Source organism: Neisseria subflava, from assembly GCF_003044645.1.
Taxonomy (GTDB): Bacteria; Pseudomonadota; Gammaproteobacteria; order Burkholderiales; family Neisseriaceae; genus Neisseria; species Neisseria subflava_B.
Map to the genome: position 1 here is coordinate 175537 of NZ_POXL01000006.1, position 17134 is coordinate 192670.

Below are 17134 nucleotides of genomic sequence, written 5' to 3' on the forward strand. Positions count from 1 at the left end.
ATAGCATAATTAAACTGACAAATTTCTTAAAACCTATTGATTTAATACTAAAAATTGGAGTACTATGAGCACACTCTCTAGAGTATTATTAATTCTCATTTGACATATAGGAACAAAACAGCGGAATTTGTAGAAGAATAGGGAAAAGGAAATTACTTTATATTATATTAAATTCATAATTCTAGTATGTTAGTCTGCTAACTCCTGTTTCGCTCAGTAGTTCAATCACATACAGAATTCAAAAGTAAAAGGCCGTCTGAAAGGTTTTTCAGACGGCCTTTTATCAAATGCTCCAGCTTTTTCTCAATAAATCCCTTGTTGTTAAATCCCCCGTTCTTTCAATTTCATCCAGCATTCTTTTAGTTGTAATAACAAAACGGTTGTAGTGCAGCCTGTTCTTTTCATCATGATACTGAACAGAACGTGGACTTTGAGGCCGTCTGAAACGGTTTCATTACAGATTCTACCCCATGCTTCGTATTCGGCTGTCCATACGGCTTCGCCTTTTACATTGTGTGCTGCAATCGGCGTGCCCAGATGGTCAATGATCAATTAATCATATGACCCTAAGCCTACGAATTTCTTAAGAATTTAGCTAATTTAATGTAGTGATCAAAAGAGTTATTGCAGCTTGCTTTGCATCATAAGTGAAACTTAAATAATCCCATACGATATTCGAATTCTTAAATTCTAATTTCATTGGGTTGATAAGCTCATAACTTGAAGCCAAAATAGGATATTTCTTAATAAACCTACGAACAATCTTCGAATTAAGTATAGTATTATCTAAATAAACATAATCTTTAAATATGATATAAATATCAATTTTATGAGAGATAACGATTATTATATTTGCTTTTTCACTTAGGTATGTAATGTCCCTATCAAATACATAGCTGTTTCCAGAAAATGTAAAAAACTCCTTTAATTTATTTAGAAATTTTTCCGTAAAATCAATGGCTATATTATTATCTATCGTAATTCTTTTATGATTCATAGATACTTGTAAGTTATTCATATCATTTTCCATAATTAATCAATTTAGAGGCCTTCTGAGACGGTTTCTTGACGGATTCTAGAACGAGCGACAGATCAAGGGTATCTTGACCCTAAACTTCGAGCAGCTAGTGTTGTTCCAAAGCTAATCATCAGGACATTGAGGGGCAAACCTAGCGCTGTCAATATGAAACAGCTTGCTGTTGCCCTGATGATATGGTTGGATGAAAAAAACCACGATTATTTATGGTACTACAAGGCGGAAGTAACATTCAATGTCCCGTTAAGCGGCACACCTGTTCCCGTATTAACGGCGAATAGCAAAGACAAAAACCGTCGCCATTCTCACAACCCGTTCGGCCAGGTCATACCCGGCGCGCAACGCAGGCGGCCGGACATCATCATCGTTAAAGACAAAAACATCCGCTGGCCCGGGCGGGCGGCAACCTATCCGACGGGCGAAGTGTATGCGGACAATTTGTCGCGGGTGGTGGAGGTGAAATTTGGAGGTGATGACTTTAGGAAGGGACAAAAAGAAGACTATGAAAAAATAGCAGGCGGAATGGATCGTTTTACCGTACTAAAGGTAACCAGCTACGACGATACCAAGGGTAAAGGCATACTGGTCAAGAAACCCCTGCCTGTCTATGCGGACAGACCGCAGCCTAAAGGTTATTTTTATGAGGAATGGATACGCAGTGGCGGGCGGGTAGTCGATTCCGTAGTAGTGGCAGCACAAGAAGCCTATCGAAATGCTTCTAAACAAATTACAAAATATTCTAGAGAAGCAGAGCAATATCTGCGAAATCATGCGCCATGGATATTTGAGGGAGGAAAATTGATCAGAGATGCGGCAACCAATACTTGGAAATGGATGGATGAACAGGGTAGGACGCTTAAAATCTGGACGCAAAAGCAGTTAGATGCTGCTTTCGAAGCCCTGAAAAGGGCTACCGACTGGACAATAGAGGAAATCAAAAAGATTGACTGGATGCAGGTGATTGCCGTCGGCGCGGTGGTGGTTCTAGTTATTGCCATTGGTGCGGCGGTTACTTTTTTCACTGCTGGGACGGGTACTGCGCCCTACGCCGCTTCGGTTCAGGCTTTTTTGACTTCTATAGGATTAGGTGCGGCAGCAGTTGGTGCAGCGGCCAGGTAAGCGAACAGGCCGTCTGAAAACGGTTTTTCAGACGGCTTAAAATATTCAATCTCTACGAAAGGACAAAGCATGACCCCTCAAGAACAAAAAAACCGTTTGAACGACATTATGTTTCATGCGCGGCGTTGCGAACTGTACGACGACGAACACAGGCTGTATGCCAAGATGGGGCTGGGTATTACTATATATTTCTACGGCGGCGGGAGTGAAAGCGGGCAGCGGAAGGTATTGGATGTGTTCAAAAGATATCAAGCGCAATATAGCAAGTATCTGAACGGTTTGTTCTTTGAAGAACATCAAAGATTTGTCAAATTTAGTGCCGCGCAATTTGAAAAAAGTATGGAGAAAAGCCAAAAAACAGCCCAACGGGATGAAAGATTAGAAGCCCATATCAGTTCGGAACGAAAAAGCGATTATGCCCCGAACTACCATTGCTCCACTCTAACCACATCTCCGACAGGAGAACTTGAATACAACTTCCTCAGCTATTTAAGTTTGACCTTCCCCATCGATTGGTTGAAAGATGAAAACAAACGGACGGAATTTGAAGAATGGGTGGATTACCTGTGTGCACAATTCAACGTACTGCACGGCTACGCAGGGTTGGAGTGCATCCTGCCTTACGGCTGTGAGGAATGGGAGCCGCATGAATACCAGGTTGCCACTCATTACTATAATGTGATGCCCAACTGCAATGCTTATGCAGGGTTAAGGGATTACAAGGATGCAGCTAAAAGCATCGCTTGGTACACCATTCTAGGCAAATCCCTATTCACGCGTATCGAACCTCAGGTATGGGCGCGGCTGGCGGCCCAGTACCCCGAAATCACGGTCAAAACGCAGGCAAACGGCGTTTCCGTCATCAAAATCGACGAACTGCCCGATGTCAGCGATGCCGGCGAACCGCTGCCTTTAAATTACCAGGCATTGAACGAAGCCCTAAGGCCGGTCATCAAAGCCGTTCCCAACCGCCTGCACCACCTTTACGATGCACCCCATTTCGATGCTGTCAAAACCTATTATTGGACACACCGCTGGGACAATCCGAATATGAAGGACGGGGTATTAGACCCGGAGGACAAAATCGTTAAAACTGCGCCGATACTGGTGGAAAACGGCGAAACCGTCCGTGTGCCGTACAGCGGAGTATGGCAGCCGTTCAACCATAATGGGGAAGCCATACATTTGGAAAAGGGAAAGCCCTTTCCCGATGTGCCCAAGCCTGAAGATTTGCTGGCGCAGACTTTGTGGAGACTAATCAGCAGGGATGACGGCGGAACATTGGAAGTAGTCCCCTCATTCAGATAGACATCAAAGGCCGTCTGAAAAATACTTTCAGACGGCCTTTCCACCACCAATCCCCTCCGATTGACCACCCCCCGGCAGTGTCGTTTCTTTCGAATACGATGCCGATAATAATCTGACTGCCGTTACCGACCCCGAGGGACACCGCTGGTTGCGTCAATATGATGCCAACGGCAACATGATTCTCGAAACAGACCCTGAAGAGAACGAAACCCGCTATCGCTACAATGATGCAGGCTTACTGAACCAAAACGGCGATCTTTACGGTTTCCGCTACAACAGCGTTGGCGCGCTGACCGAAGAAAAAGGCTTTGACGGTAAAATCACCCGCTACCATTACACCCAAGGCAGCGGCGTACTCGAACGCATAGATGAAGCCGGTACCATCACTAAGCTGGACTACGACCCCGCCGGCCGTATCGAAAGCCGCAGCATCCTTGTGACCGATGAAAACGGTGAGACACACGAAGCCGACAAAGAAAACTACGCCTATGACCCAAGCGGCAGACTGGCAGGAACCCAAAACGCCCACAGCCGCCACCAATACTTCTACGACAAACTCGGCAACCTTATCAGGGAGTACCGTCACGACAGTCTGGACAGCATAGCCCGAAGCCACGTCTGGCATCACCGCTACGACGCATTGGGCAACCGTACCGAAACCATCCGTCCCGACGGGCAGCGTATCGGTTATCTCCACTACCGCCGAAATCCGCAACGGGGAAACCACCGTCTACCACTGGCAGGAAGACACCCTTGCCATCGAAAGCACCAACGGACAAAACACCCATTATCTGTTCGAACCCGGTACATTCGAACCGCTGGCATAATTTCAGACGGCCTCACCGATAGGCATAGAAAGGGAAGACAAACCCGCCGAACCGTATAGCTACGACCCCGAAACCGATCCGCTGCTGAAAATCCCGCCCGAACCCCAAAAGCAGTCCGAATTAGTTTATTACCAACTCGACCATCTCGGCACACCGATTGCCGCACACAATGCAAAAGGCGAAGCCGTATGGACGGCGGAATACGAAGCATGGGGTAGCATCCATAACGAAACCGTTTCAGACGGCCTCAAAGCCAACATCCCGTTCCGCTTCCAAGGTCAGTATTATGACGAAGAAAGCGGGTTGCACTACAACCGTTTCCGCTATTACGACCCTGAAATCGGGCGCTTTGTGAGTCAGGATCCGATTGGGTTGATGGGCGGAATGAATCTGTTTGAGTATGCGCCGAATCCGATATTATGGGTCGATCCGTTGGGATTGAAGAACTATAGAGATAAGTTTTGGGAGCGTGCTGGAGAACAAGACAGAGGAAAATATCAGGTTCATCACATTATTCCCCAAGATATTTTTAAGAAGGAGGATTCAGGCAATATTTTAAGGTGTCATGGTATGGATGTAGATAATTTAGGTAATTTGATAGGATTGCCAAGAAATGTTAATGATCATCCAAGAAAGGGAAACCCTTGGTTTGGGAATGCTCAGCATAATTCTAATCATGAAGCGTACTCTGGTGCTGTTCAAAGAGCAATTGTTAGAATAGGATCAAAAGGGTCATGCCTCCAACAAAAGAGCAAGTTGCTGGCTTTGCAGAAATCTTTGCGAAGAATGTTACAGAGAGGAGAGCCTATTATGAAAAGATCTGGTGCCACGGATCAACAATGAGATGGTATTTTAAGAGGTTACTAATATGTTAGAAAAATTGAAAATTAGATTTAATAGTAAACAAAAAGAATTATTTGAGATTTTAAAAAGCCCACCATTTTTTCATGGGAATTTTAATCTTCAAGGGTATTTTGTTATTCATGATAAATCAGAGGCTCAAGATTTATATGAAACGCAAGATCCAGATTACACCATATATAGCAGCTACCCAGATTTGCTTGGTGAAAGAACCCCTCTGACTTACCTTTTTGAAGGAATGACCATGGAAGTAGAATTAAAAGCGGAATATTTGTGGAGAACCTATAAAGATCAGTTATGGAATTTAATTTTACAGCTACAACAAGAAAATCAAGATTTGTTTCCTGAGCCGTTTATAGATTTTGTTTATAATGACTTCTTAACTTTTGCTGCATATGGGATCTTTTCTAAAATAAAAGATGATTTTATTGAAAAGCAAATTGAAGTCTATAAAAATGGTGGCTTTCCTTGTGGTTGGAAAGGGGAATTTCCGGATGGTGTAATGGTTGTTTATTCGCCTGAATAACTGTTTGTCTTTCTATTTGTCAAAAGTAAAGTAAGGCCGTCTGAAAAGCTTGCCCTCTTTTCAGACGGCCTTTTCAGTTAAAAATATCGGATCGCCATGAAGTAAAGACATTCGGGTACCCGCCGAATTGTACAGCTATGATCCCGAAACCGATCCGTTGCTGAAAATCCCGCCCGAACCCCAAGAGCAGTCCGAAGCACAGCCTGAATTGGTTTATTACCAACTCGACCATCTCAGCACGCCGATTGTGGCACACAATGCAAAAGGCGAAGCCGTATGGACGGCCGAATACGAAGCATGGGGTAGAATCCGTAACGAAACCGTTTCAGACGGCCTCAAAGCCGACATCCCGTTCCGCTTTCAAGGACAGTATTATGATGAAGAAAGCGGGCGGTTTGTGGGTCAGGATCCGATTGGGTTGCAAGGGGGAGAGAATTTATATTCATACGTAAATAACCCAAATCAATGGGTAGATGAGTTAGGTTTATGCCAAATTGCTCCAAAATCATTTTCTGCACCTACTTTATTAAAAAGGGCGTTAAATCGTCAGGGCTTTAAAACTGGAAGTAAGTATCCTGCTAGATTCAAAGAAAAATGGTCTGTTGGAGGGTACGATTATGAAGTTCGTATTCATGGTCCTGACGCTAGTGCACCTTCAGGATCCACTTCAAATATGACAACAACTTATAGAGTGGCTAGAAGAAGGCAGGGGGTCGATTGTAATACAAAACAAGGGTACGGATGGGAATATGGCGATGCATTAGGTAATTGGTATTCAAATAAATTTTTAAAAACAGCAAATATCAATCCAATAGCTAATAAAGCAGCAGATATGACGCATATCAAGCTGCCATCAGGAGTAATTAAATGATTGAATTTAAAAATTTTATAAAAGAAGTAAATAAGAAATTTCAAGATGAATTTTGGGCTGATTTTGAGTCTAAATTCTTTGGAAAAAATTTATTTATTAAAGCTGGTATAGATTTTTCTTATAGCCATTATTTCGAGTTGTATATTGAAAATGCATGTATAAATAAATTAGTTGAAGAATGGACTGTAGATTTAAGAAAAAATCATATAATTTATCTTGAAGGGAAAGGTATTTATTTTATTACGGATGACGATAAAATTATATCTATAAGTGGTGAAAGATACTTTGTAAATATGGCAACAACTGTTTACTACTCAAGTTCTACAGAAAATTTGAAAAATTATATAATTAATGAAGTATTAATGGATTTATCTTCTGTTTCAGATATTTTGATAAACAACCATTTTGAAGAATTAAAACTTTAATAAACTAATAGGATGTGTTCTCCCGAGGCTGTTGTTCAAGCAGACGGCATGAGGGAATCCTACCTGTATGATGTGGAAGGCAGACTGCTTGAACATACCGATCTGCCCAAGCAAAGCACTCACTTTCATCCTGACGGTAGCGAAGACAATTACACCTATGCTGTGGTCCAAGTAGAAGGAAATAAATATGTTTATATTCCAAATAAAAGAGAATTTTTTTGATCTTATAGAAGAATTTTTAAATTTATTGAATCAAAGAGATTTTAAACAGCTTGAAATTAAATTTCAGCTTAATAAAAATATGTATGATGAAATTTTGGAAGAACTAGATTATGAAAATATTTCAGATAAAAAATTATCATTGTCACCTAAAGAAATTGCGTTAACTGCGCAAAATGATAACAGAGCAATATTTGAAATATATAAAATGAATAATACTGAAGAAATTATAGGGATCGAAAGTTGTTTATATGCAGATAATGAAGAAACTGACCTCACATTAGAAGGTTCTATCCATAAAAAAGATGATAAATACATATTCATTTACCATGGTATTCGGGCATAAGTTTAATCTTAAGAATGCTGAGTAAAAAGTAGATTGGATTAATAATGCAAAATATTAAGGTCGTCTGAAAAGCTTACCCTCTTTTCAGACGGCCTTTTCAGTTAAAAATATTGTGTCGCATGAAGTAAAGACATTTGGGCATCCACTGAGCCGTACAGTTACGCTCCCGAAACCAATCCGCATGGATGGCCGAATACGAAGTATGGGGTAGCCGAGCATAACCTTTTTCCACACTAATGCTGGTAACAATTCCCATATTTTTACTCCCGAATCATTTTATCGTCATGCACAAAATCCAAATGCAGATTCTCTTTCCTGCCTCCGCAAAGGTATAAGGTTTCTGTTTTTGTTTTTTCCTGTTCAGGTAAAACCAATTCGACACGTTGCGGTTCGGCACTGAATACGGTATGGGTTTTCCCTTCATGGTCGGTTTTTCCCAAATATTCCGTACCATCTGCCAGTTTTAAAGTGTATGGTTCGTTATATAAAGGTTTCCCGTGTTGGTTGGTTAATTGATAAAGTGCGCCATGATTTGGCTTGAATGGAGGAAGCCTAAAATTTACCTGATTAACCCCATTCACCACCAACGGCGCCCTCACCCTTACCACCTTCGGACTCCCGATCTCAACTTCCCCGTTGCTCAACTTGATATACGCCCCTTTGCAGGTGATCAAAATCTCTTCCTTCGCCGCAATGGTGATTTTTCCTGCACTGCTGGTCAACGTTGCATCCTTCAAAGCATTCACTGCAACTCGTCATTCTGTGCCTGTACGGTGACTGCGCCTTGATTGGCCTGCATCTTGATGCCGTTGCTTTGCGCAAACAGGTTAACGCTCTCTGTCGCATGGGCGGTCAGGCTTTGGCCGGCGCTGATGTCGGTATTTGCCCCGCTGACCAGGTGGATGTTTTCATGGGCGGTGTGCAGTTGGCTTTGTTGTGTCGCGGTGGCGATGCCGGCCGGGGCAGTTTGGATTAAGGGGAAGTGGATACCGTATTCGGGACCGGCATAGGGTTTGGCCAGTCGGACGGGACGGCTTTCCCCGCCCGGACTCCATTCGTCCAAATCAAACGGTAATTTGACGCGGTAGCGTCCCATATCGTCGATGTAGGCATAGGTGCAGTTTTCTGCCGCAGTGACCCGTGCCGGTAAGGTACCGTCGATATGCGGACGCGGGGTGATGCGTTCGGGACGGTAGGCGAGTTTGGCGGAGATGGCGGTAAAGGTGTGGCTGTAGGCGGTATCGCGGCTGCCGCTGTGTTCCATGGAAAGTACCAGCCAGCCGTCGGGGGCTTCGGGGAAGGAGACATCGGTTTGGAACACCTTCATCGGTGTCATGGAGACGACGTTGCCGCTACATACTCGCGTACGCTGTAGTTGCGGCTCTTTTGGAAACGGTAGTCGACACCGGAGAAGCCGTGGTGTTTGAAGACGGCGGCAACGATGTCGGGAACGGTTTGGTGTTGAAACAGCCGGGAGGATTGGAAATGTTTTAAAGCCGCGAAACGCGGCTCTAAAACAAAGCGGTAAACGGTTTCATCCTTGGAAACCGACAACTTCTCGCATGAGGTGATAATGCCCTGCCATTGCTTTGCCGGCGGGTTGTCTGAAGCAGACCCGAATGTCCCGGCCACTTCCAACAGTAAACCTTCCTGCGGACGAATCTCAAACGCTGCGCGCTGGTTGAGGTAGGAAGAGAGAGGTAGCGAGGAATCGGCCGAGGTGGCGGTGATTTCAACACGGTAGGCGGTATTGACCGCTTCAGATGCGCTGAAGGAGCAGACTGAAAGTGAAGGAGAGAAACGGGCGAAGGTGAGGTGGTAGGATTGGCGGGCGGTTATGGCGGATATTTCTAAGATGACGATGGGGTGAGTATGGTAGTTTGAACGGGGGGCAAGCTGGGGGGATTGGTGGTGGAAAGGCCGTCTGAAAGTATTTTTCAGACGGTATTGTGGTTTAATCCCACCAGTTCTGCCAGCTTCGGACTGCGGGCAGTCCGTCTTTTTTGACCGGCAGGCCGGTGGCGGGGTCCAGGCCTTTAGCGGCGGCGAGTTTCTTCATCAGTTCGTCCGAAGGTTTGGCGGGGGATTCGCCATCGTAAAACCGCTGGAAGGCGATGGTGCCGTCCCATGCGGGCAGCGGCGCCGGCGGCAGCGGCACGATGTCGTCCAAATCCTCCACCGTCATTTCGGGCATGAATTCCGGCCGTACGCCCAAATAATAACCAATCTTCCTGTAACGCTTGGCGCGTTCGGCATCGGGCGTGACCGTGGTATAGCGGGGCGGCGCATTCGGATAGCGGGAATTGGGGTCAAAAGCCATATCTAATGCATATGCGGCACTCTCTCCCCCTGCCTTCATCCCTTGCTGCAGCGCCTGCAGCGAGAGCTGGTCCAGTTCGGCAACGGTTTTGTCGCTTTTCGGCTTTTTGCCCTCCCATTTGGTAATTAGCGTATCGGCATCATTTTGATAGGCGATTTCCGCCTGAATCGCCCCTTCCGGGCTGGCGAAGCGGTGTCCCGCCGAAGCCGAGCAGTAGTAGAATTTCTCGGCGATGACCATGATTTTCCAATATCTTGGGTCGTCCGAGTCCATATCGTCCGTAACGGCATCCAGTATTTCACCCATCATATACTGCGCTTCGGCATTGCCGCGTTCGGCGGCGCGGCGCAGGTAGGCGGTGGAATCGCCCTTCTCGTGGCTGGGGTCGTAGCCCGCCAGGATGTAGCGGCTCCACCACAGGTCGGCGGTGGCGGGCAGGGCGTCTTCCAGCAGCAGGTTGTAGGCGATGCCTTCGTTTAAGGAATTCTCCACTTCTATGGCGTCGTTGGCGGCCAGGTGTTTTTGCAGCGTCAGGTTGGCGCGCCAGTGGCCGTTGGCGGCGGCGATGCGGTAGTAGTGCAGGTAGTCCAGTACGTTTTTGCGCTGCGACGGGCGTTTACGATTGTGCAGGTCGTGGTATAAGGCGTAGCGGTACAGAATGTCCGCTTCGGCGGGCAATTCGGGGTATTGTTCCTGCGTGCAGGCAAAGTCGAGTTTGGCCAGTGCGTCGTGGCTCATGGGGTTCTCCTTGAAGTAGCCGCAGGCGGCAGGCAGCAAGAAGGCGGTCAGGACGACGGCAAGGACTTTGGGCATGTTCTTTTCTCCCTTTGTGTTTCAAAGGCCGTCTGAAAGGCGGTTTTGCCTGCTTTCGGACGACCTTCGGTCTTAATTCCACCAGTTCTGCCAGCTTCGGACTGCGGGCAGTCCGTCTTTTTTGACCGGCAGGCCGGTGGCGGGGTCCAGGCCTTTGGCGGCGGCGAGTTTCTTCATCAGTTCGTCCGAAGGTTTGGCGGGGGATTCGCCGTCGTAAAACCGCTGGAAGGCGATAGTGCCGTCCCATGCGGGCAGCGGCGCCGGCGGCAGCGGCACGATGTCGTCCAAATCCTCCACCGTCATTTCGGGCATGAATTCCGACCGTGAGTCTATATAATAACCAATCTTCCTGTAACGCTTGGCGCGTTCGGCATCGGGCGTGACCGTGGTATAGCGGGGCGGCGCATTCGGATGGCGGTAATCGGGGTCAAAGGCTGCACGTAATGCATATGCGGCACTCCCCCCTCCGGCCTTCATCCCCTGCTGCAGCGCCTGCAGCGAGAGCTGGTCCAGTTCGGCAACGGTTTTGTCGCTTTTCGGCTTTTTGCCCTCCCATTTGGTAATCAGTGCATTAGCATTGATTTGATAGGCAAGTTTTGCTTGCATCGCCCCTTCGGGACTGGCGAAGCGGTGTCCCGCCGAAGCCGAGCAGTAGTAGAATTTCTCAGCGATGACCATGATTTTCCAATATCTTGGATCATCCGTATGCAGTTCGTTCTTCACCGCATCCAACAGTCCGCCCATCATATACTGCGCTTCGGCATTGCCGCGTTCGGCGGCGCGGCGCAGGTAGGCGGTGGAATCGCCCTTCTCATGGCTGGGGTCGTAGCCCGCCAGGATGTAGCGGCTCCACCACAGGTCGGCGGTGGCGGGCAGGGCATCTTCCAGCAGCAGGTTGTAGGCGATGCCTTCATTTAAGGAATTCTCCACCTCTATGGCGTCGTTGGCGGCCAGGTGTTTCTGCAGCGTCAGGTTGGCGCGCCAGTGGCCGTTGGCGGCGGCGATGCGGTAGTAGTGCAGGTAGTCCAGTACGTTTTTGCGCTGCGACGGGCGTTTTCGGTTGTGCAGGTCGTGGTATAGGGCATAGCGGTACAGAATGTCCGCTTCAGCGGGCAGTTCGGGGTATTGCTCCTGCATGCAGGTAAAGTCGAGTTTGGCCAGTGCGTCGTGGCTCATGGGGTTCTCCTTGAAGTAGCCGCAGGCGACAGGCAGCAAGAAGGCGGTCAGGACGATGGCAAGGACTTTGGGCATGTTCTTTTCTCTCTTTGTGTTTCAAAGGCCGTCTGAAAGGCGGTTTTGCCTGCTTTCGGACGACCTTCGGCCTTAATCCCACCAGTTCTGCCAGCTTCGGACTGCGGGCAGTCCGTCTTTTTTGACCGGCAGGCCGGTGGCGGGGTCCAGGCCTTTGGCGGCGGCGAGTTTCTTCATCAGTTCGTCCGAAGGTTTGGCGGGGGATTCGCCATCGTAAAATCGCTGGAAGGCGATGGTGCCGTCCCATGCGGGCAGCGGCGCCGGCGGTAGCGGCACGATGTCGTCCAAATCCTCCACCGTCATTTCGGGCATGAATTCCGGCCGTACGCCCAAATAATAACCAATCTTCCTGTAACGCTTGGCGCGTTCTGCATCGGGCGTGACCGTGGTATAGCGGGGCGGCGCATTCGGATAGCGGTAATCGGGGTTAAAAGCCGTATCTAATGCATATGCGGCACTCCCCCCGCCGGCCTTCACCCCCTGCTGCAGCGCCTGCAGCGAGAGCTGGTCCAGTTCGGCAACGGTTTTGTCGCTTTTCGGTTTTTTGCCCTCCCATTTGGTAATCAGCGTATCGGCATCGTTTTGATAGGCAAGTTTTGCTTGCATCGCCCCTTCCGGGCTGGCGAAGCGGTGTCCCGCCGAAGCTGAGCAGTAGTAGAATTTCTCGGCAATGACCATGATTTTCCAATATCTTGGATCATCCGTATGCAGTTCGTTCTTCACCGCATCCAACAGTCCGCCCATCATATACTGCGCTTCTGCATTGCCGCGTTCGGCGGCGCGGCGCAGGTAGGCGGTGGAATCGCCCTTCTCATGGCTGGGGTCGTAGCCCGCCAGGATGTAGCGGCTCCACCACAGGTCGGCGGTGGCGGGCAGGGGGTCTTCCAGCAGCAGGTTGTAGGCGATGCCTTCGTTTAAGGAATTCTCCACTTCTATAGCGTCGTTGGCGGCCAGGTGTTTTTGCAGCGTCAGGTTGGCGCGCCAGTGGCCGTTGGCGGCGGCAATGCGGTAGTAGTGCAGGTAGTCCAGTACGTTTTTGCGCTGCGACGGGCGTTTACGGTTGTGCAGGTCGTGGTATAGGGCATAGCGGTACAGAATGTCCGCTTCGGCGGGCAGTTCGGGGTATTGCTCCTGCGTGCAGGTAAAGTCGAGTTTGGCCAGTGCGTCGTGGCTCATGGGATCCTCCTTGAAGTAGCCGCAGGCGGCAGGCAGCAACGCCGCCGCCAAAACGGCCGGTTTCAGTATCGTTTGCAAATATTTCCGCATTATCAATCCAAATCATACCTGTGGGGGACAATGTCCTCGTCCAACATTTCAAATTCCATCAGGGACATGGTAAGGGGCTTTTCAGCCTCCATCAGTTTTCTGTTGTCTTCCATTAATTCCCCCCATTTTTCGTACAGGATTTTCAACTGTTCCAGGTTTTCGATTTTTTCAGGGTTCAGGACGGCGGCGTTCTCCCCGGTATGGTTGCGCCACAGCTCGCGCCGCAGTTTGCGCGCCACTCCCTCGCATTCGGTTACGACGTTCAGTTCGCTGTCCACCTGCATGCTGCGGGTGTTGATGTTGGCCGAACCTATGGTCATGAAGACGTCGTTGGCGATGGCGACTTTGGAATGGATGTAGATTTCTTCGGGACGTTTTTTTTCCTTGCCGATGCGCCAGCGTTCCTCGTAATTGGCCTTGCGTTCGTCCGCCGATGCGCCGGGGTCGTCCTTCACTTTGTCGAGCCGGTCGCGGTTGCTGACTTCGGTGCTCATCAGACGGCAGATGTGAACGGAGACGTTGGGGATATCGCGTTTGAAGATCTGCCGCAATTTTTTGCGGTCTTCTTCGTTTTGCGGGTCGAGTTTGGCCAGCCTGTTTTTTTCCTGCCGCAACCCGTCCCGTGTGGCATCCTGCCGCTTTTCCCCTTCCGTCCGGCCGGTTATCCTTTTCCACAGGGAGCTGCCGCCTGTTTCGTCCAGCTCTTTCTTTATCCTTCCGATTTCGCGCTGTTTACCGACGCCGGGCATCACGTCGCGCCGTCCGAGTATGTCGAGCATCCTGTCGGTATTGATCCTCCCCCTGCCCAAGCCTTCTTTGCTGGTATTGGTAACCACAAAGACGCACAGGCGGTCTTCCCGTCCCTGTTCGGCCATCTTCTGCCCCCATTTGGCCAGCTTTTCGGCCAGGGGCGGCCAGCGGAAATATTGGTTTTCTATATACAGGTAGCTGGTTGACAGTTCCGACAGCCGGTAATAGAAGCCTTTGATTTCTTCCAAACCGAATTCGGGTTGTGTGCAAAGGATTTGCGCGTTCAAGACAGTGCCCTTTGTTTTGTCTGGCTTGAATGCGCTGCGTTCGATTTTCCTTCGTTGCTGTACAAATTCTTCGGCTTCTTTCTTGCTCCTGATGCCCATAGGGATTTTTTCCCAAGAACGGACGAAGTTTTCATTCAAATCGTACAATACGCCGCCGGTAACCATACTCGATACGTCCTCCCTTGGAACGGGGTAATATGCTCCCAAATCCGGTGCGGTAGCGCGTTTGCTATGCCGTTCGGTATCCCAATACGCCTCGAGCATATTGTGTCCCATCACAAATCCTACGGCGCGCTCGGGATGCTCGTAATCGATTAGGACGGTTTTTTGGTGGTGGGACGGACCGACGCGCAGTGTCTTTTCTGCCTTACCGCCCAGCCCTTTGTCGTCAAACACGGTATTTTTGACCGCCTCAAATGGTATCTCGCGGACATGAAATTTGAGGAATTGCTTTTGAGATATGCTCGCTACTGTTGGAACAGTTACAACTGGAATACTAGAATCTTTCGTATCCTCAACTGCAGTTGTCTCAGATACAGCCGTATTTTGTCCGCTTTTTTCAGGCGTGGCATAGACTGGTACTTCGCCTGCATCTACCTGTGTTAATTTGCCAAATGCATAACGAAACTCGGCATGCTGTTTCAAAAAAGCATAATGGACACAGAAAATATAACTGTCGATAAACTCTGCGACATCATCGAAAAGAATCCCACCATCCTGTTTTATATCTTCCCAAATATGCTTGTACGGATAGAGGAAATCCAAGACTTGCGCCAAGTTTTTTTGAATTTTTTCATGGATATTAAGCGCAGTGTCGGTCCTGGAAATTTCTCCCGCTGCGTTTTTCAAAGCCGTTGCTAGATTTTCCGTTCCGCCGTTTTTTTCGTAAATTTCATACAGCTTATCTATCCCCGGATCCAATAATAACCCCTCTATTTTTCCTGCCACATTGCTTGGCGTGGTATCAAATATTAGGTGGGAAATACTGTAACTCGCCTTCTCTATTGCTTCCGATGTCCATCGGTTCATTTCCAAACCCAAATTACGCAGAAAATCTGGTGTAAGGTCATATTTCCAGTTGCCCACCTTCTTTGCCCACGATCCTATTTTGTCGTCTATATGATTAATCTTCCTCAATAAGATATTCTGCTTGATTTTTTTGAATTTTTCAAAAGATGACTTATATGATTCCTCATCCAGGCTGATACCGCCTTCCACTAAATCGAACCATGCCCAGTCATAATGGGCCTGAATCCCAGTATAGCCTTGTTTGATATTTGCACCTGCAAACCTGCCTTCATTCGCTTTCACAAATCGTTCGAAATCCTCTATCGTCTGGACATCCGACCTCAAAAATGCCATCCAATGACTGTAAATCAATATTTGATGTGGCGTCGTCAAGGTATGGCGTCCTGGCGTGTTGTCCTCCAGCAATTTTTCTGTCCCCCACGGAGTCTGCCAGCACATAATTTTGATTTCTTTCCCTTCTTCCGCTTTCTGCAGCAGAAGCTCCCCTATGTTTTTCTCTTGTTTTCCCCGAACGAAATACATTGACGGCTGAAATCCCCAACAAACGATTTCTACTGAATTTTGTGCATTGTTTATTGCCTCATAAACTTTTCCAAATGCTTTTTCACCATTAACCAAAACTTCCAAAGTGGAGTCGCTCGGCAAAGGGGCTTTTGTGTCGAAGACATTGGATGCGATAGTCGTATTCGGTTTAGCGATTGTGGCTGCAGAATGGGTTTGGGGTGCCTTGCCAGATTGTTTGGTCATCATAAGTCCTCAATTTGGTTTCTGTGGGTAACGGATAAAGCAAGATTATTCTTTGCCATCATCTTTACGTACCAATTTGTAATATTTTTGGGCGTAATCCTTGCCGGAAATCTCCCTATCATTAAATTCCCTCGGATGGAAGCCTTGATTGGTTCTGCTGTTCTTGGCGGTATTATCGTTAAATTCATTCACCATATGGATACGATATTCTTCCCCGTTACCTAAAACAACCCGATATTTTTCTGTCGAAATTTCATGATCTATGATTAAATCGTCTTTACCGTTGATAATTCCTTCCTTAATCTTTGCCTCATTGACATAAACAGAATAAGGCATACCGATGTATGTACTGCTGGAATGAGGGGAAGGAAGCAGATTTATCTTCATCGGTCGCTTCGGTAAAGTTTTCGGCCATGACGGATGCGTCATATCCATTGATGAAGCCCCACTCACCACCAACGGCGCCCTCACCCGCACCACCTTCGGACTCCCGATCTCAACTTCCCCGTTGCTCAACTTGATATACGCCCCTTTGCAGGTAATCAGTATCTCTTCCTTCGCCGCAATGGTGACTTTCCCTGCGCTGCTGGTTAACGTTGCATCCTTTAAGGCATTCAGCTGCAATTCGTCATTCTGTGCCTGTACAGTAACTGCACCCTGATTGGCCTGCATCTTGATGCCGCTGCTTTGGGCAAACAGGTTAACGCTCTCTGCCGCATGGGCGGTCAGGCTTTGGCCGGCGCTGATGTCGGTATGGTTGCCGCTGACGAGATGGATGCTTTCATCGGCGGTGTGCAGTTGGCTTTGTTGGGTCGCGGTGGCGATGCCGGCCGGGGCAGTTTGGATCAAACCTGCCTCTTTCAGGTCTTTAAGGGCGTCTTTCAGACGGCCCCTTTGGGTTTCTTCATCGGTGTGGTGGTTGTTGGCCGTTTGGGCGGCTTTGTTCAGGCTTTTGGCCAGGGAGAGTGCTTGTTCGAGTTGGGCGACGGCATCGTCCATATCCAGCACTTTGCCGCCGGCGTCTTGGTTTTGTGCGCTGACGAGTATGCCCTTGCCTGCCCGTACCGCACCCCAACCGTCGGTTCTCAATTCGAAGCCTTCGCCGTTCTCTCCGCGTTTCTCACGATTTGAGT

General features: G+C 48.2%; 16 protein-coding genes and 1 pseudogene. 8 read left to right on the forward strand and 9 right to left on the reverse strand.

Going from position 1 to position 17134, the window contains the following annotated elements:
- Window positions 1–321: 321 nt before the first annotated feature.
- Both DBY97_RS08265 and DBY97_RS08270 read right to left on the reverse strand, forming a co-directional pair.
- Complete coding sequence (locus tag DBY97_RS08265) at window positions 322–552, reverse strand: RHS domain-containing protein (protein WP_107858039.1); 231 nt, start codon at window positions 550–552, stop codon at window positions 322–324.
- Between the two features lie 43 nt (window positions 553–595).
- Complete coding sequence (locus DBY97_RS08270) at window positions 596–1018, reverse strand: hypothetical protein (RefSeq protein WP_159069483.1); 423 nt, start codon at window positions 1016–1018, stop codon at window positions 596–598.
- Window positions 1019–1183: 165 nt separating this feature from the next.
- On the opposite strand from DBY97_RS08270, the gene DBY97_RS08275 reads away from it, so the two are divergent.
- The 8 genes from DBY97_RS08275 to DBY97_RS08315 all read left to right on the forward strand — a co-directional run bounded on the left by DBY97_RS08275 (window position 1184) and on the right by DBY97_RS08315 (window position 7538).
- The gene (locus tag DBY97_RS08275; protein WP_107858041.1) at window positions 1184–2155 is read left to right on the forward strand and encodes a VRR-NUC domain-containing protein; all 972 of its coding nucleotides are present in this window, start codon (window positions 1184–1186) and stop codon (window positions 2153–2155) included.
- 69 nt (window positions 2156–2224) lie between these two features.
- Window positions 2225–3463, forward strand: coding sequence for a type VI immunity family protein (locus tag DBY97_RS08280; protein WP_107858042.1), 1239 nt, complete (start codon window positions 2225–2227; stop codon window positions 3461–3463).
- Window positions 3464–3638: 175 nt separating this feature from the next.
- Window positions 3639–4349, forward strand: coding sequence for a hypothetical protein (locus DBY97_RS11590; RefSeq protein ID WP_159069484.1), 711 nt, complete (start codon window positions 3639–3641; stop codon window positions 4347–4349).
- Between the two features lie 31 nt (window positions 4350–4380).
- Entirely contained in the window at window positions 4381–5133 is a 753-nt protein-coding gene (locus DBY97_RS11500; RefSeq protein ID WP_283120758.1) for an RHS repeat-associated core domain-containing protein, read from the forward strand.
- Window positions 5134–5158: 25 nt separating this feature from the next.
- Window positions 5159–5677, forward strand: coding sequence for a hypothetical protein (locus tag DBY97_RS08295; RefSeq protein WP_107858045.1), 519 nt, complete (start codon window positions 5159–5161; stop codon window positions 5675–5677).
- A gap of 127 nt (window positions 5678–5804) precedes the next feature.
- Entirely contained in the window at window positions 5805–6548 is a 744-nt protein-coding gene (locus DBY97_RS08300) for an RHS repeat-associated core domain-containing protein (RefSeq protein ID WP_107858046.1), read from the forward strand.
- A complete protein-coding gene (locus DBY97_RS08305) occupies window positions 6545–6973 on the forward strand; it encodes a hypothetical protein (RefSeq protein ID WP_107858047.1) in 429 nt (142 codons plus the stop codon). The genes DBY97_RS08300 and DBY97_RS08305 overlap by 4 nt, the downstream gene beginning before the upstream one ends.
- A 187-nt stretch (window positions 6974–7160) precedes the next feature.
- On the forward strand, window positions 7161–7538 hold the full coding sequence (locus DBY97_RS08315; protein WP_234394542.1) for a hypothetical protein: 378 nt from the start codon (window positions 7161–7163) through the stop codon (window positions 7536–7538).
- A gap of 260 nt (window positions 7539–7798) precedes the next feature.
- On the opposite strand, the pseudogene DBY97_RS11630 reads toward DBY97_RS08315, so the two are convergent.
- The 7 genes and pseudogenes from DBY97_RS11630 to DBY97_RS11510 form a co-directional block, all read right to left on the reverse strand.
- Window positions 7799–8874: pseudogene (locus DBY97_RS11630) on the reverse strand (DUF2345 domain-containing protein).
- The gene (locus DBY97_RS11505; RefSeq protein WP_107858050.1) at window positions 8871–9497 is read right to left on the reverse strand and encodes a contractile injection system protein, VgrG/Pvc8 family; all 627 of its coding nucleotides are present in this window, start codon (window positions 9495–9497) and stop codon (window positions 8871–8873) included. The pseudogene DBY97_RS11630 and the gene DBY97_RS11505 overlap by 4 nt, the downstream one beginning before the upstream one ends.
- A complete protein-coding gene (locus DBY97_RS08330) occupies window positions 9493–10671 on the reverse strand; it encodes a DUF6396 domain-containing protein (protein WP_107858051.1) in 1179 nt (392 codons plus the stop codon). Before DBY97_RS08330 ends, DBY97_RS11505 begins: the two co-directional genes overlap by 5 nt.
- A gap of 72 nt (window positions 10672–10743) precedes the next feature.
- On the reverse strand, window positions 10744–11922 hold the full coding sequence (locus DBY97_RS08335; protein ID WP_107858052.1) for a DUF6396 domain-containing protein: 1179 nt from the start codon (window positions 11920–11922) through the stop codon (window positions 10744–10746).
- A gap of 72 nt (window positions 11923–11994) precedes the next feature.
- Window positions 11995–13098, reverse strand: a complete 1104-nt coding sequence (locus DBY97_RS08340; RefSeq protein ID WP_159069486.1) for a DUF6396 domain-containing protein — start codon at window positions 13096–13098, stop codon at window positions 11995–11997.
- Window positions 13099–13190: 92 nt separating this feature from the next.
- Window positions 13191–16001, reverse strand: a complete 2811-nt coding sequence (locus DBY97_RS11455; RefSeq protein WP_199900753.1) for a phospholipase D-like domain-containing protein — start codon at window positions 15999–16001, stop codon at window positions 13191–13193.
- Window positions 16002–16046: 45 nt separating this feature from the next.
- Window positions 16047–17134: DUF2345 domain-containing protein (locus DBY97_RS11510; protein WP_234394543.1), on the reverse strand; the 1088-nt coding region annotated here is incomplete at its 5' end.